This window comes from Neorhizobium sp. AL 9.2.2 (genome assembly GCF_013317225.1).
In the GTDB taxonomy this organism is placed as follows: Bacteria; Pseudomonadota; Alphaproteobacteria; order Rhizobiales; family Rhizobiaceae; genus Neorhizobium; species Neorhizobium soli.
Genome location: NZ_JAALXU010000003.1, coordinates 237,725 through 250,235, shown reverse-complemented (window position 1 = coordinate 250,235; position 12,511 = coordinate 237,725). Strand labels below are relative to the sequence as shown.

The following is a 12,511-nucleotide window of genomic DNA, read 5'->3' as shown; positions in this document are numbered from 1 at the left end:
AGGGTTGATGGGAGTTTACTTCTTGGCCTTGGCGGACTTCGCCGTGACCTTGGCTGCGGTTTCGATGTCTTCCTGCTTGGCATCGAGCGCACGCTGAGCGTCGATCGCTGCCTGTTCAGCCTTCAGGTCTTCGAGAGCGACGGCCGGAGTGGCTGCCGGATCGACACCTGCAACGGTTGCCGCGTGAGCGCGTGCTTCAGCAGCGTTGACGACATTGCCGTCGACGATCAGGTTACCGCCGCCGATGTTCTCGATGGCTTCCTGCTTGCGTTCGAGATCAGCGATGCGCTTTTCCAGTTCGGTGGTCTTTTCGGTGGTCATGGTATTCTCCTTGGCTGGTTCCCGCCCGACAAGGTCGTGCACGTTGAAGGTGACGCCATCGACGATCAGGTCTCCCGGGTTTGGTCCGAGTGCCAGACGGTTGCTGTCACCGACAGGTGTGTGTGAAACGTACATGGGGTCTTCTCCTTTGGCTTAGAGGATGCTGCCGCTTGCGGTCTGCACCCATCCGGTGCCTGCGACGTATTCGAGATCCATCCATGGTGCGGTGAGCCCGAGAGCGGTCGTCACCGCGCCGATGATGTTGAGATTGAGGAGCACCCCACCTGCTTCCCGCTTGATACGGAACTTGGCACCGGGATAGGCGAAGCTGCTCGACAGCGTGATGTTGCGGCTTGCGGTGAGTGTGCCCCGCATGATCTGCGTCGGGCTGTTCACCAGCGGTGTGAGCGTCATGGGGGCATCGCTATTGGCGACGACCCTCGTGGCAAGAGGGCGGACGGGTTTCCAGAATGAACCGTCGCTGATCACGAGGTCTGGCTGGCCGTCATGCAGATCCGTTACCCAAGCATATTTCTGCGCGTTGTCCGATGCCAGCGGGAGCGTAGCAATGGTGAAATTGCCATCGATGAAGCGTGACGCCGATTGCGGCTGAAAGAAGCTTGTGAGGAAAGGCATCAGGTCAGTTCCGTGACAAGAGCGCTCCCGTTAGCAGTCGCCCAGATACCCGTGACGATGCCGGTGAAGCCAGTGATGGTGCGGTCGGCCGCTGTCGTGCCCTTGGCTGGCAGCGCATACGTGTAGTTGGTCGCGCTGACCGTGCCCGCGCCAAGCAGGATGTAGAGGATTGAGGTGCTGTCGTTGGCGATCGTCAGTCCGATACGGAGAGCGTTGGCAGCCTTGATGGTGACAGCCGTCGCGGATGAGGCAACCGCGACAGTCGCACCGGTGCTCGCCGTCGAGCCCTGAACGTTGCCTGTTGCCGGATCGATCGCGACCGTGCTGATGATCTCGGCATATTCACGCGTTCCAGCTTCGTTGGTGAACTGCAGAACGTCGTTGACCTTCGTGATGGCCATCTCAGCGGGCTCCCGCAGCTTCGAGCATGCCGTTGGCCACCCGGATGACTGCTTTCCAGAATGCGGTCTTCATCTCACATCTCCTTGGTAGCCAGGCCCGCCGGTCATTTCGTCAAGCGGGCTGAGGATAGCTGTGGTTAAGTCGTCAGCCACCGAACGCCGCTTGGGCGATTCGATGACGTGTGGGATGATGCGGGTCTCAACCTAGGAGGAAACACGCATGGATGAGAAACACCGCGAACTGCAACAGATCAAAGCTGGCGTATCGGTGCTTGCCGCTTGCGTCGTGCAGACGATCAACGAAAGCGACACAACGTTCCAAGACAGGTTCCTCTTGAAGCTCCGTGACGCCTACATCGAACTGCGCGACAACAGCGACGGTGATGTGACCCAACAGCTAGAATTGCTCTCTTGGACGAGGCAACATTTGACCGGCTTCAGCCCCATCACGGGTCAGGGGAAGCCCTTCCTAGAGCCTTAAGCCGCCTTAGGCGAATGATCCTGGAACGCGGTCTCTTTCCCGACGAACGTCGTGTTGATCGCATACGCGCGCTCTGGGAGCGGATTGCCGTAGATGCCGTCAAGCTCGTCGCACTTGGATGCAAGGGCCTGTAGCCAGTCTGGGCAGGATCCGGTTGCGCGGATGATGTTGACCCTCATCGTGATGATGGCGCCGACCAGAACGCGCAGCTTGGCGCGGTCATCGCACTGGGATTGGCTCATGAAGCGATCCGGCGACCACTGGCCTTGGTTGACGCGGCGCTGGGCTTCCTCGACGAACTCGTCGTCGGAGATGGTGGACCAGTCTGTCATGGGATGCCTCAGGCTAAACGGGCCGTGTCGCGATCTCTGCCATGTCAGGGTACAGATTGAGACACTGAAACGGAGGCAGGCCGACGTGGCCTAGCCTCCTTGCTGGGAAACGGCAATCAGCAGCGCATTCGACCTGGGTCGAGACTGAGTCCGTGGGTGTCGTAGCTCTCGCGGTAGGCCGGCTTGAGTTCGCCGATCTTGCAGAATGCTGTGACGCCGGCCTCTCGCATGAAGCGCCATGCATGGCCGTAGTCGATGCGCAGCGCGAGCCGGGCGAAGTCGGCAACGATCAGGGCGACGGATGCGAGGATGTCATACAGGCGGTAAAAACCGAACATGAAGCTATGGCTGCGCATGCTGTTTCCTTTCTGCTTGTTGGAACGATAAAGCCCGCCCTGCAGATTTACAGGACGGGCTTTGGATGGGTACGGGAAGGCAGGGTTCGAAACCTGCTGCCGGTGCGTTTGCGAGAGAATACAAACCGGCGTCACCTCTCTCGGAACGTCCTCGGATAGTTCCGCGCTGCGTGTCCTTCCACGCCGCTTCCCGATTTGGTCCTGCATGCGCCCTATCCGAACCGTGGCCCGGCTACTGGTAAAACCCAGGGCTTCGAAGCGCATGCAGTGTTTGGTCGGAACTCCGCCTGTCGCGCTGCGGCCAGTATGCCCGGTAAATGCGGGGCACCACGCTATTCCGATTTGGTTGCGGGGGCAGGATTTGAACCTGCGTCACCCGCGATGTGTTCGTCCTGCTCTTTTGTACGTAATCCTGCGGTGACAATTTGCGCAGCGGACGTCGCACTTCTTCACTTCAGCCTTGACCGAATTTAGCGAGTAACCTCGTCTGATCGCATCACCAATGTCAAAGACCTTTACGTCATCGCCCCTATGGTCAAACTCAAGGACAATCGGGTCAGCCTCACCACAGTCAATACAGGGATGCGCACCAACATACTCGAACAAGAATTGTCTTACAGCGTCCCGGGTTTCAAGGTTTTTAGCCCGAGCCCTAGCTTTGTAAGCTTCCTTGTTTTGTTGATAGTGCCAACGCGTGTAAGCGCGCCTAGCTTCAGGATCAGATCTGGTTGCTATCGGTTTTTCGCTCATGATGGCTCATAACACGTATTGAGTTATGAGCCAAGTGAGCTACCGAACTGCTCCACCCCACGTAAACGGTAAGTGCAAATCACCCTGATCTTATAGGTGATAAGGCCACATATTGCCACGTTTGCCAACCATTTTCTCTGCCTTATGCGGCTTTTCTAGGTTTATTCACTGCAATCCACGCATCAGTGATCACATCTTCAAAGCGACGGCGGGCCGTTTCATCGCTCCGCCCTATCCTCTTTCCGATCAGACCGAAGGAAACATCGAATGATCGCCACCACACGATCTGCCATGCGCGCTTGTCGAGATGACGTATCCACGACAAGGCCGTGAGGCAGTCGGAGACGTCGGCTGGCGTCGGCAGGAAGCGCGGCCCGTAGTCATTGTCTGGGTCGTAGGCGTCCATGTATTCCCGCACGTAATCCGGCGACGAAGACTTGACGATGAAGAACCGTTTCTCCTGATCTGGAAGTGCTCTCAACGTCTTCAGGGCGGTGATAAGCCTCTCCTGGACGTCCGTGCGGGAAACACGCGCGCCTTGCGTGATAGCGGGCGCTGGTCGGCGCGGAGGTTGCGGGTGCAGTCTGTGCTTTGCCGTGACGCGGATAGTGGGGTCATCCTCCGGCAGCGATTTGCACCCCGGTGCGGGCAGGCCCGGTTTGTTATTCGTGTCGCGCTTCTTTCTGATTCTCGCCATCTTCGTTCCCTCGCCTTAAGCCCGTTCAACCTGGATAGTTCTGCCCCCGCCGAGGAACAGCATTTCAGCCTTCATGCGCGCCGAGCTGGCCGGCTTCGCATCGAATGTCTCGCCGCGGATCGGCCGGCCATTCATGAAGGCGACCAGGTGCTTCAGCGCTTCTTCGGCAGCCTCGCCCTTGGTGGCGAACACCTTCGGCCTGTCGGCTTCGGCCATGATCGGAGCTGGGTGAGCATCGCGGCATAGGCGGAGCATCGCCCAGTATCCAAAGCCGCCCGGGATGCGGTGGGGATAGGCGCTGTATTTGTTGGTCATGCCGAAGCCCCCTTGATTGGGTACCGGATGCCACCGGCCTCGACGTATCCATCGACGATCATTCGCTCGATCTTGTTCACGGAGTGTAGAACGGTCGTATGATCGCGACCGCCGAACCAGCGCCCAATCTCTGGGTAGGACTTCGTGGTTTGCAGCTTCGCCTCGTACATCGCGATCTGCCGCGGCAAGCAGTCCTTGCGGGTGCGGCGATGCGATTTCACGTCGTGCGCCGTGACGCCTGGGAAGAACTTCAAAACCTCGTCGACCACCTCAGCGATTCTGACGAAGCTTTTGTTTGTTCGTTGGATGATCCCGGCGTCGAACATCGCGAAAATCTGCTTGGTGATCAGGACATGAGCATCAAACGAAGTCGGTCTCGTCTGCCATTCAGGAAGCTTTCGGGCCATGAACGGGATAGTCTTCTGTTTTCCCTGCTGAACGGCCAAAGATGACGCCACACGGTTCTTCGGTTTCATCAACCTTGCGTGGATAGCAGCGGCGTTTCTCGCCATTTCAGCTGCGTTGGCAGCATCGTATGGTCTCGCGGTGACGATCATTTCAGCCTCCCGGCTTTGGTTTGAGGGATCTTCGAAACGTGGTCCCGCTGCGGAAGCTTGAGCGCGTCGATCTGCGCTTGCGTCTTCTCGTCGATCGGGGTGTGAGGGATGGCGCTGATCTGCTTGGCCGATCCTTTGACGGCTTTGTCGATCATGGCGCGGATTCGGCGGCGCTGGTTTGGGTCCTGGCGCTCAAGCTCGATGATCTGGCGGCGGCGCTCATCCTCGGCGCGCTCGAACAGCTGCTCGGCTTCCCGGCGAAGGATGCTCATCTCAGCCTGGAAAGGCCGAATGATCGATCGAGCGTGACGGGCGAACTCGGCACACGTCGGCATGAACTGGCCAGTGTGGTTGTCGACACGGCCGGCGAGGAAATCATTTGCCGCTTCCGATATCGCCCACTCTGGCAGATCGGCACATGAGGTCTTGAACTCGGAGCCGAAGGATTCGTGATCCGTTTCCGGCTGCCAGCGCAGTTGCCCTTGAAGGCGAACGGCTGCATCGACGATTGCGGGGATGTCACAGCGTTTGAGCATGGCCTTGAGTTCACCAACCCTTGCCGAGATCTCTCTGGCTCTGCGCTGGTATCGCTCTGGAAGGCGATCGAAGATGTCTTGGGAAACGAGATCAGCCATTGACTATCGCCTCCACCATCCGGATCTGGTTCGATTTTTTTTGCGCGCCAGCGCCAGAAGAAAAACCACTTTTCGGTTTTTCTTCCTCCCTCCTCCCTCCTTCCTCCTTCCTCTGCGGAGAAACTTCTCCATCACTGGGTAAGGACTGGGGAAGCGCTGGGGAAGTCACGCCAACATAACGTGCGATTTCGGCGTCTTTCGGCCACTTCACCTTCGGCAACTTCGGTCTTTGCCAGAGTTTAAAGTTCCGAATGGCGCCATAAGGCTTACCTGAAGCCTCGAATTTTCGGATAAAACGGAGGCTGACGAGCACTTCTAGGAGAAGGTTGATATCGACCAGAGGCGCAGGAATGGTCTTGGCTTTGATCGTGAGCGGCTTCCACTCGAACACGCCGTCGTCGTCTGCCTCCATCCAGAGGCCAAGCAATAGGGCCACCCCGAGAGGATGCTCGACGGTCAGCGTCATGAACGCCTCGTCGCTCATCAAGCCAGGGTGGATTGAACGAATCCTGCTCATTTCCACACTTCCACTTCGATGTTGTAAGCCGCTTTGATGATCTTCTGGACGCGGCGAAAATCCTTGGTGATGACGCCCTTGACGTCGATCGTCCGAAACCTGCCGTCTTGGTCATGGTCGATGAAACAGAAGTCGGCGCGGTAGGTGCCGATGATCTGGCCATTGACGATCAGCGCGAATTTGCGCTGGAGCACGAGGCCAGAGATGCGGCCCGCGCGCTCAAGTGTCTTGAGGTCCGTGTAGACCTCGCTCTCGCGCTTGCTGTCGAACGTGATGCCGTCGACCACGGTGCGCTTGGAGCCGAACTTGTTCGTCTTCTTCTCGCGCCGTTTGCCATGTTCGATCATGGCGATCTCAGCGCGGTACTGGTGGCGGGTGAGCGTCTCGGTCATACGTGAGCGCTCCTGATCTCGCGAAGGCGGTCACGGGTGCTGATGCGCCGTTCCTTCGCCTTCATCATTGCGATCGCGTCCTGCTTCATTGAGGCAGCGCGGGCGCGGTCCTGCATCCTCTCGGCTTGACGGAGGCGATGGATGACACGCTCGACGACGGCTTCAGTGGTGGCGAAGTGTGCGGCTATCTCGATGTAGCAGGCACCTGCTCGGAAGAGTTCGAGGGCGTTCATGCTGCAGCCCTTTCCATGTCGAGGTAGGCGCCGATCACTTCGGCCGCGACTTGCGGGACGATGGCATTGCCGTAGGCGCGCAGCTTTCCCACTCGGGCGGGAACCCCATGAGCCAGCAAACGAATGCCGGGTTCAATGCGCCGGGCTTTTCCGGCAGAGGTTGCCCAAACAGATCCATCCCAAGCGCCGCTGCGCGAATTGCTACCAGGCCCGCTGAGTTGCCCGCTTCGTTGTTGCCGTTCTTCGCCGGCGCCAACGAAGTGGGAGTCGGCCAAAGGGATATCGCTGTCGGCAACGTGGAGTTCGGTTTCCCGTTGTCTCTCCTGACAAGGTCTGCGCCCCGTGTTGAGTCCTGCGCTGCCGGAGTTGGCCAGAGCATTCGAGTCGCCGCTATTAGACCAGGCGCCGGCCCTCTCTTCGCATTCGGTGCCCGAGCGCCTGCTGTTGCATCGCTCACCGTAGGTGTTGGCCACAACCCATGCTCTGTCTCGTCTATGCGGGGCGTCGACGGCACAAGCCGGAATAATTGCCGCCCGGCTGGCGTAGCCGATTCTTTCCAAGTCAGATTGCACTCCGTCGAGCCAATGCTTCCCAACCGCCGCCGCAACCTGCTCTCCCACCCAGACAATGGGTCTTCTCGCTTGGATGAGCCTGAATTGTTCTGGCCACAGGTGGCGATCATCAGACTGCCCTTCGCCTTTTCCGGCGACGGAGAATGGCTGGCAGGGGCACGAGCCGGTCCAGAGTTCGCGATCGTCAGGATATCCAGCCAGTCGAGCTGCATAGGACCAGCCGCCGATACCGGCGAAGAAGTGACATTGCGTGTAGGCTTTGAGGTCATCGGCATGGACATCTACGATGCTCCGTTCGTCGACATCGCCTGGCGCTATGTGGCCGGCGGCGATCAGATTGCGCAGCCATTGCGCGGCGTAGGGATCGATCTCGTTGTAGTAGGCGCTCATTCTGCCTTCTCCCTACGCTGGAGAGCCGACCGGAGGCGTTCAAGCGTCCGGGTGACGCAAGCAAGCTTGATGTGCTGGTAGCCGTTGTCCTGCTTCGCCATGCGGGCCTTAAGGCCTTCCGCAATGTCGGTCTGGATGGTGATCTCTTGGGTGAGGAGCTCGATGTCGGTCATGGCTTTGCCTTCCCGATTGCCAAAATCCCCGTAGGAACGTTGGTGCCCGTTTCGGAAAAGCTTGCGGTCGGGAGGTCTTCCCAGCGGCCCTTGAGTTCCTGGTGGTCGTAGTGCGCAGTTGCCGGCAGCACAGCGACGAGCGTTCCACCTGGCTTAAGAAACTTCAGCGCATGGTTGACATGCTTAACGTAGTGCCGGCCGTAGAAAGGCGGGTTCATCACGACAAAGTCGAACTCTTCGCGCGCTGGCTGCTCAAGGAAGTTGCCGGTGAGGACATGGTGCCCCTTAGCGCGAGCTTCAGCCGCTCTGCCACCGTGCACCTCGATTCCGAACGGGCGGCAGCCGCGGGCCCGAAGCTCGTCCATGATCCGGCCATCGCCGCATGAAGGCTCGAGAACCCGCCATGCCTTTGGTTCGTCGCCAGGATAGCGAGGCGCATAGATGCCGGCGCGATTGCAAAGCGCCTGCGCTACGGCCTTTGGCGTCCAGTAGAACTGCAAGTCTTTCGATACCGCAGTGCTCGCCTGTGGCTTCGCGTCTTCCTCTTCAGCGTCCGGAAGGACATCACCATAGAATTCGGCCAGCGCGCGATTTATGTCGAGTAGCGCGTACTTATCGAAAATGACGTGCGCGTTGCCGTTCTGGAACTTGCGGATAGTCACGCCACGGTTCGGCGCCTTGATCTCGATTCCGTCTTCGTCCTTCGCGAGGACGAGGTGCGACCCGTCAAGCACTACCTCTCCGGCCACACCGCCGTCCCATTTATGGAGAGCATCAAGGCCGTTCAGTTCTTTGTGGTCGAGAAGGCGGTCGCCGCGGTAGGCCGCAAGTGCGTTGATGAGATCCCTGATCTTGTCCCGGCCATACGAGCCATAGCCGGAAACATTGGAAACGATGACGCGCTTCGGAAGCCCACTCACCCCGACCTTGACCTTGCTGTGCGACTTATATGCGGGATCCAGCTGGCTGAAGACTTCCGCTAGTCCCCGCAGGATGTGAAAGCGCGGACGCATCAGATAGTCGCCGAACGTCGCCTTGGCGTTGTCATAGGTCAGTTCAGGCGGATTCTCGAACGTGCGCTCAAACAGGCGCTTGTCGTCGGCGCTGGCGATCTGGTCGATCTGGCAACGGTCGTAGATCGCCCGCCACCCAGACTTAAGCAGCGCAGACTTCACGTCCCTTTCATCGACATGCGGGGTGTGCCGGCTGATGTTGCCGCCAAACTTACCGCCGATCGAAGCAGCCATTTCCAGACTGCTCCAGGCATTCTTTACGGCTTCGATAGCTGCCGGTGCATTGGCAACCTTCTCCTCGTATTCGTCGATGAGGTCGACGACGGTGCGTTGGCGAGCAATCTGGTTCATTCGTCTGTCTCGTTCAGCTCTGGGCAAATCCATTCCGCGAGGCCCGCGGCGCTATCCCTCAGCCACAGTGCGAGCGACTGTCTCCGCTCGAAGCTGAGCCATCTGACGAAGAGCGGCGGTCTTGGCTTTGTATTCAGCATGGGCGTCCCTCGCCTCCCTCAGGGCTTCGGCAGTTTCGAAAAGCTCGACCATCTGGAAGTGCTTGACGACACGGCTCTCGTTGTTCCACCACCCGCGAAGGCGGCGTTCTGTCCATTGATTTTCGGGGTCGTCGCGGTGAGGAAAGCGTGCACGCAGTTCGCGGCAGGCGGCGCGGAACATGTCGCCTACATGGCGCCTCGCTCCGATCTCCTCGACCAAGAAGTTTGCTGTTGCTACGTCACTCATTTTCCTGCGGGTGCCCTGTTTTAAGTTTCCCGAATTTCCGGGTGAGATTTCCGATTTCATGCTCGGCTCCTGTGCGATTGATCTCCTTGCAACGGGAGCATTCAGATGCGCAGAAGCGATGATCTAAGCGGCAGAGGAAAAGACCTTGCAGGGCCTTCGCCCTCTGCCGCCGGCTCAGACCGCAGCCTGGGTGCCGTAATTCAATTCCCGACCCAGCTTCCCTCGCGGGGCCCGGGTGCTGGTGTCGTTCCGCCGACGACACCAGCAAATTTCGAAAGCCTTGGAAGCGTCGTTCAAGCCGTAGTTCTCAGAGTGGCGAGCGACCGCGTCAGGCTTCATGTTGAAAGTTCCGTCCCGGTCTCCGTCTTGGGAGGAGAGGGTGAAGACCGGGACGGTTGACGGGGTGAAGAGGCAACCCCGTCAGTGGGTGAGCCGAGCCAATTGAATGGCATCAGGCTGAATATTGTCGTCTTGGCTCTTGTGCTCGTAGGCCACGGCTTTCGAGCCGATCAGAAGAGCTGCGGTGAGAAATCCTGCAGGTGCGCCAATGACGCCGCCGACAAATGCTCCGAGAAGAAACATGCTCATGCTGACCTCACAGGGCGTTGGACGGGTTTGCGATCGAGGCCAACGCCGCGCTCAATTGCGCGCTGTGCCATTGCATCGATCGAGGATGGGAAGAGGATCGGGGTCATGCAGTCTCGAGCTCCCGCATCGCGGCCAGGCACTTCTGGCAGTGGTTCTTTCCCGATCCGCCGCAGACTTCTTCGCCAGGATGCTGGCAATGAGGTCGCAGAAGAAGAATGGGATGTTTGGACGGGCGGGGAGTACTGACGAGGCCCGGCCCGTCCTGATCTGGTTGAGCGTTCTCGGATGCGGTTACATGGTCGCCTCCTGTGTTGGCGTCGGGGCGATGAAGTGCCGGCACAGTTGCCGGTGGCTCGCTCTCGATGCTGGGGGCTTCGGCTTCACCATGAGAGGCCGGAGCGATTTCGGAATTACGGTCAGGGACAGGAGACGAATCTACCTGCTCTCGGGCACCCTGCTTCCCGCCGCCAGTCGTTCCGGGCTCGGGCGACCGCTGGCGGTCTGTGTCGCCTTCGCCCCGATCCTCCGCGTCATCAATTGCCGCGCCTTTGGCCTCGGCAACCTCTTCGGGGTTCGTGGGGAATTCTTGTTCTTCCGCCTCTTCCTGCTCGATCATGATATCGACGGCAGCGATCAGCGCGGCGCGACCGGCTTCGGTCTGCATCCCGTCAACGACCTGCTTGGCAAGGCGGGGATTGATGTCGAGGACTTCGCCTGTATCGCGGTCGAAGTTTTCCTCATGCGTATGCGTAGCAACTACCGTGCCAGATGCGCGATGATAGGCCGAGAGATAGGTTTCAAAGATCGTCTCAGCTTCGTCAACAGCGTCCGCGCCGGACTTCTCGACCTTCCGCAGATGAGCGACGATCTTGCCCATGACGGTTTTATCGTAGCCCTCACCCTTGGCTTCGGCATAAACTTCTCGGATGTCATCCCCGATCGTGTCCTGCTCTGCCTTCAAACGAAGGACGCGGTCGATGTAGGCCTTGAGTTGTTTGTCTGCGGTCATTTAAGGAGACTCCCCGACGTGAGCCCATCGCTTGCCAGATATGGCGCGACTGATGGCGGGCTGCTGGACGCCAAACGCAATTGCAAGAGACTGCTGGGTTCTGCCGTTCTGATATTCGGAGCGGATAAACTCTACGGCTCGCTCATCGAGCTTAGACCAAGGAATGTCAGAGCCTTGGATATGCGTGCCGTGCTTGCGTTTATCGGCATTGTTGTTGACCGCCGTATCGTAGCGAAGGTTCGAGAGGCGGTTGTTCGACGGCTTGCCGTCGTTGTGGCATCGCTCCATGCCATCTGGCATCGGGCCAAGAAACGCCGAGGTGACCAGCTTGTGCACACTTACAGCAAGGTTGACGTGATCCTTCCAAAGCGTAACGAACCTGCGTCCATCTGTTTCGCTCTGCTTGAGGATGCGCTCTTGGATGGGTATTACCCTCCCATTCGGAGCCTTCACGCAGGGTTTTGCCGAGACCGATCTAGCCAAACTTTTGACCCGGCCGAGCGTGCTAACCGAGTAATACCCTTCATAGCCTTCGATCTCTTTCCACTGCTCAGGAACGTCGGCAACGTGCGCGTCAATCATGCTGCACCTGCCTGTTCGGGCTGGGCGACACGCTTCTTGCGGTATTCCCGCATGAATTTGCGGACCTGCTGCTCTGTGTCAGGCCATACCCGCCGACCTTCACGAAGACGATCGACGAGCCGGCCGTTATTGGCAGCCAAGATCCCGAAGCGGTGCGGCCCGATCTGGGCATCCGCCATAAATTTCTCGATTTCGATAAGAAGGTTCGTGCTCATGGAGAGAACATTGGCACGCCATTGCGTGTTTGTCAACGCACGCTATAACGTGCGCCAAAACAATTTTCGGCGTGCTATCAATTTCTCATGAAAGAAGGATGGTACGAGCGACTTGTTGACCTGATCGAAGCTGATCCTCGCGATTACAAAGTGATCAGCCAGGCGGCGAAGCTCGGCCAAAATTACGTCCAGCAAATGGTCAAAGACGGGAAGCAGCCGACCATCGATCGCTTCTTGGCGATCATGAGTGCGCTCGGGTCGCACCATATCATGTACGTTCTGACAGGAGAGCGTAAGGCCGAACCGCAGGAGCCTGTCGTCGCTCTTAGATCGGCAATGCTAGCATATGGTGTAGATCGCAGTCAGCTGACGCTTGCTGTTAGTATCGTCGACCGGTTTGTCAGTCCGGAAGCCGAGGAGCCACCAGCACAAAGCCAGCCTGATGATCAATCTCAACCCGCCAGTCGCCACCGTGTATCGACGCCATAAGCGTTGATATCTCCGCAGCCTTGCGGCGGATAACAACCTCCGGTGCAGCAGCTGGCAACGCGCCCGCAGATTCGACTAGCCCCGCAACGATAGCCTCGTTGCGCGTCTTATAGATCCGT

General features: G+C 58.7%; 22 protein-coding genes. 2 read left to right on the top strand and 20 right to left on the bottom strand.

Annotated elements, in window-relative coordinates; all coding sequences use genetic code 11:
- Positions 1-15: 15 nt before the first annotated feature.
- The 3 genes from G6K99_RS07835 to G6K99_RS07825 are packed head-to-tail and all read right to left on the bottom strand — an operon-like array spanning position 16 to position 1,358.
- Complete coding sequence (locus G6K99_RS07835) at positions 16-456, bottom strand: hypothetical protein (RefSeq protein ID WP_174196202.1); 441 nt, start codon at positions 454-456, stop codon at positions 16-18.
- An 18-nt stretch (positions 457-474) separates the two neighbouring features.
- Positions 475-957 carry a hypothetical protein gene (locus G6K99_RS07830; protein ID WP_174196201.1) on the bottom strand — a complete coding sequence of 161 codons (483 nt, stop codon included), beginning with the start codon at positions 955-957 and terminating at the stop codon, positions 475-477.
- Positions 957-1,358 (bottom strand): hypothetical protein, encoded by a 402-nt coding sequence (locus G6K99_RS07825; protein ID WP_174196200.1) that lies wholly within the window; start codon positions 1,356-1,358, stop codon positions 957-959. The genes G6K99_RS07830 and G6K99_RS07825 overlap by 1 nt, the downstream gene beginning before the upstream one ends.
- 220 nt (positions 1,359-1,578) lie before the next feature.
- Between G6K99_RS07825 and G6K99_RS07820 the strand changes: the two genes are divergently transcribed.
- Complete coding sequence (locus tag G6K99_RS07820; protein ID WP_174196199.1) at positions 1,579-1,839, top strand: hypothetical protein; 261 nt, start codon at positions 1,579-1,581, stop codon at positions 1,837-1,839.
- Here the strand turns inward: G6K99_RS07820 and G6K99_RS07815 are convergent.
- From G6K99_RS07815 to G6K99_RS07735, 17 genes are all read right to left on the bottom strand, one after another.
- Entirely contained in the window at positions 1,836-2,171 is a 336-nt protein-coding gene (locus G6K99_RS07815; protein WP_174196198.1) for a hypothetical protein, read from the bottom strand. The two genes, G6K99_RS07820 and G6K99_RS07815, sit on opposite strands and share 4 nt — an antisense overlap.
- A 116-nt stretch (positions 2,172-2,287) precedes the next feature.
- Positions 2,288-2,734, bottom strand: a complete 447-nt coding sequence (locus G6K99_RS07810; RefSeq protein WP_174196197.1) for a hypothetical protein — start codon at positions 2,732-2,734, stop codon at positions 2,288-2,290.
- Positions 2,735-3,419: 685 nt separating this feature from the next.
- A complete protein-coding gene (locus tag G6K99_RS23265) occupies positions 3,420-3,974 on the bottom strand; it encodes a DUF6362 family protein (RefSeq protein ID WP_244631408.1) in 555 nt (184 codons plus the stop codon).
- Positions 3,975-3,989: 15 nt separating this feature from the next.
- The gene (locus G6K99_RS07800; protein WP_174196196.1) at positions 3,990-4,289 is read right to left on the bottom strand and encodes a hypothetical protein; all 300 of its coding nucleotides are present in this window, start codon (positions 4,287-4,289) and stop codon (positions 3,990-3,992) included.
- On the bottom strand, positions 4,286-4,846 hold the full coding sequence (locus G6K99_RS07795) for a helix-turn-helix domain-containing protein (RefSeq protein ID WP_174196195.1): 561 nt from the start codon (positions 4,844-4,846) through the stop codon (positions 4,286-4,288). Before G6K99_RS07795 ends, G6K99_RS07800 begins: the two co-directional genes overlap by 4 nt.
- On the bottom strand, positions 4,843-5,481 hold the full coding sequence (locus G6K99_RS07790; protein WP_174196194.1) for a hypothetical protein: 639 nt from the start codon (positions 5,479-5,481) through the stop codon (positions 4,843-4,845). The genes G6K99_RS07795 and G6K99_RS07790 overlap by 4 nt, the downstream gene beginning before the upstream one ends.
- A complete protein-coding gene (locus tag G6K99_RS07785) occupies positions 5,474-5,998 on the bottom strand; it encodes a hypothetical protein (protein WP_174196193.1) in 525 nt (174 codons plus the stop codon). Before G6K99_RS07785 ends, G6K99_RS07790 begins: the two co-directional genes overlap by 8 nt.
- Positions 5,995-6,390, bottom strand: a complete 396-nt coding sequence (locus G6K99_RS07780) for a DUF1064 domain-containing protein (RefSeq protein WP_174196192.1) — start codon at positions 6,388-6,390, stop codon at positions 5,995-5,997. The genes G6K99_RS07785 and G6K99_RS07780 overlap by 4 nt, the downstream gene beginning before the upstream one ends.
- Positions 6,387-6,623 (bottom strand): hypothetical protein, encoded by a 237-nt coding sequence (locus G6K99_RS07775; RefSeq protein WP_174196191.1) that lies wholly within the window; start codon positions 6,621-6,623, stop codon positions 6,387-6,389. Before G6K99_RS07775 ends, G6K99_RS07780 begins: the two co-directional genes overlap by 4 nt.
- Positions 6,620-7,585, bottom strand: a complete 966-nt coding sequence (locus G6K99_RS07770; RefSeq protein ID WP_174196190.1) for a DNA cytosine methyltransferase — start codon at positions 7,583-7,585, stop codon at positions 6,620-6,622. Before G6K99_RS07770 ends, G6K99_RS07775 begins: the two co-directional genes overlap by 4 nt.
- Positions 7,582-7,758 carry a hypothetical protein gene (locus tag G6K99_RS07765; RefSeq protein WP_174196189.1) on the bottom strand — a complete coding sequence of 59 codons (177 nt, stop codon included), beginning with the start codon at positions 7,756-7,758 and terminating at the stop codon, positions 7,582-7,584. Before G6K99_RS07765 ends, G6K99_RS07770 begins: the two co-directional genes overlap by 4 nt.
- Positions 7,755-9,122 carry a DUF4942 domain-containing protein gene (locus G6K99_RS07760; protein ID WP_174196188.1) on the bottom strand — a complete coding sequence of 456 codons (1,368 nt, stop codon included), beginning with the start codon at positions 9,120-9,122 and terminating at the stop codon, positions 7,755-7,757. The genes G6K99_RS07765 and G6K99_RS07760 overlap by 4 nt, the downstream gene beginning before the upstream one ends.
- A 51-nt stretch (positions 9,123-9,173) precedes the next feature.
- The gene (locus G6K99_RS07755) at positions 9,174-9,569 is read right to left on the bottom strand and encodes a hypothetical protein (RefSeq protein ID WP_244631407.1); all 396 of its coding nucleotides are present in this window, start codon (positions 9,567-9,569) and stop codon (positions 9,174-9,176) included.
- 360 nt (positions 9,570-9,929) lie between these two features.
- Positions 9,930-10,097 carry a hypothetical protein gene (locus tag G6K99_RS07750; RefSeq protein ID WP_174196187.1) on the bottom strand — a complete coding sequence of 56 codons (168 nt, stop codon included), beginning with the start codon at positions 10,095-10,097 and terminating at the stop codon, positions 9,930-9,932.
- A 103-nt stretch (positions 10,098-10,200) separates the two neighbouring features.
- Positions 10,201-11,106 carry a DUF2312 domain-containing protein gene (locus G6K99_RS23490; protein ID WP_174196186.1) on the bottom strand — a complete coding sequence of 302 codons (906 nt, stop codon included), beginning with the start codon at positions 11,104-11,106 and terminating at the stop codon, positions 10,201-10,203.
- The gene (locus G6K99_RS07740; protein ID WP_174196185.1) at positions 11,107-11,688 is read right to left on the bottom strand and encodes an NUMOD4 domain-containing protein; all 582 of its coding nucleotides are present in this window, start codon (positions 11,686-11,688) and stop codon (positions 11,107-11,109) included. It abuts the gene before it with no gap.
- The gene (locus G6K99_RS07735; RefSeq protein WP_174196184.1) at positions 11,685-11,903 is read right to left on the bottom strand and encodes a hypothetical protein; all 219 of its coding nucleotides are present in this window, start codon (positions 11,901-11,903) and stop codon (positions 11,685-11,687) included. The genes G6K99_RS07740 and G6K99_RS07735 overlap by 4 nt, the downstream gene beginning before the upstream one ends.
- 87 nt (positions 11,904-11,990) lie before the next feature.
- Here G6K99_RS07735 and G6K99_RS07730 point away from each other — a divergent pair, with 87 nt between their 5' ends.
- The gene (locus G6K99_RS07730; protein WP_174196183.1) at positions 11,991-12,392 is read left to right on the top strand and encodes a hypothetical protein; all 402 of its coding nucleotides are present in this window, start codon (positions 11,991-11,993) and stop codon (positions 12,390-12,392) included.
- The last annotated feature ends 119 nt before the right edge of the window (positions 12,393-12,511 follow it).

Coding starts and splice junctions, on each gene's coding strand:
- G6K99_RS07835 (WP_174196202.1), bottom strand. CDS start 456: ATGTACGTTTCACACACACCTGTCGGTGACAGCAACCGTCTGGCACTC.
- G6K99_RS07830 (WP_174196201.1), bottom strand. CDS start 957: ATGCCTTTCCTCACAAGCTTCTTTCAGCCGCAATCGGCGTCACGCTTC.
- G6K99_RS07825 (WP_174196200.1), bottom strand. CDS start 1,358: ATGGCCATCACGAAGGTCAACGACGTTCTGCAGTTCACCAACGAAGCT.
- G6K99_RS07820 (WP_174196199.1), top strand. CDS start 1,579: ATGGATGAGAAACACCGCGAACTGCAACAGATCAAAGCTGGCGTATCG.
- G6K99_RS07815 (WP_174196198.1), bottom strand. CDS start 2,171: ATGACAGACTGGTCCACCATCTCCGACGACGAGTTCGTCGAGGAAGCC.
- G6K99_RS07810 (WP_174196197.1), bottom strand. CDS start 2,734: ATGCAGGACCAAATCGGGAAGCGGCGTGGAAGGACACGCAGCGCGGAA.
- G6K99_RS23265 (WP_244631408.1), bottom strand. CDS start 3,974: ATGGCGAGAATCAGAAAGAAGCGCGACACGAATAACAAACCGGGCCTG.
- G6K99_RS07800 (WP_174196196.1), bottom strand. CDS start 4,289: ATGACCAACAAATACAGCGCCTATCCCCACCGCATCCCGGGCGGCTTT.
- G6K99_RS07795 (WP_174196195.1), bottom strand. CDS start 4,846: ATGATCGTCACCGCGAGACCATACGATGCTGCCAACGCAGCTGAAATG.
- G6K99_RS07790 (WP_174196194.1), bottom strand. CDS start 5,481: ATGGCTGATCTCGTTTCCCAAGACATCTTCGATCGCCTTCCAGAGCGA.
- G6K99_RS07785 (WP_174196193.1), bottom strand. CDS start 5,998: ATGAGCAGGATTCGTTCAATCCACCCTGGCTTGATGAGCGACGAGGCG.
- G6K99_RS07780 (WP_174196192.1), bottom strand. CDS start 6,390: ATGACCGAGACGCTCACCCGCCACCAGTACCGCGCTGAGATCGCCATG.
- G6K99_RS07775 (WP_174196191.1), bottom strand. CDS start 6,623: ATGAACGCCCTCGAACTCTTCCGAGCAGGTGCCTGCTACATCGAGATA.
- G6K99_RS07770 (WP_174196190.1), bottom strand. CDS start 7,585: ATGAGCGCCTACTACAACGAGATCGATCCCTACGCCGCGCAATGGCTG.
- G6K99_RS07765 (WP_174196189.1), bottom strand. CDS start 7,758: ATGACCGACATCGAGCTCCTCACCCAAGAGATCACCATCCAGACCGAC.
- G6K99_RS07760 (WP_174196188.1), bottom strand. CDS start 9,122: ATGAACCAGATTGCTCGCCAACGCACCGTCGTCGACCTCATCGACGAA.
- G6K99_RS07755 (WP_244631407.1), bottom strand. CDS start 9,569: ATGAAATCGGAAATCTCACCCGGAAATTCGGGAAACTTAAAACAGGGC.
- G6K99_RS07750 (WP_174196187.1), bottom strand. CDS start 10,097: ATGAGCATGTTTCTTCTCGGAGCATTTGTCGGCGGCGTCATTGGCGCA.
- G6K99_RS23490 (WP_174196186.1), bottom strand. CDS start 11,106: ATGACCGCAGACAAACAACTCAAGGCCTACATCGACCGCGTCCTTCGT.
- G6K99_RS07740 (WP_174196185.1), bottom strand. CDS start 11,688: ATGATTGACGCGCACGTTGCCGACGTTCCTGAGCAGTGGAAAGAGATC.
- G6K99_RS07735 (WP_174196184.1), bottom strand. CDS start 11,903: ATGAGCACGAACCTTCTTATCGAAATCGAGAAATTTATGGCGGATGCC.
- G6K99_RS07730 (WP_174196183.1), top strand. CDS start 11,991: ATGAAAGAAGGATGGTACGAGCGACTTGTTGACCTGATCGAAGCTGAT.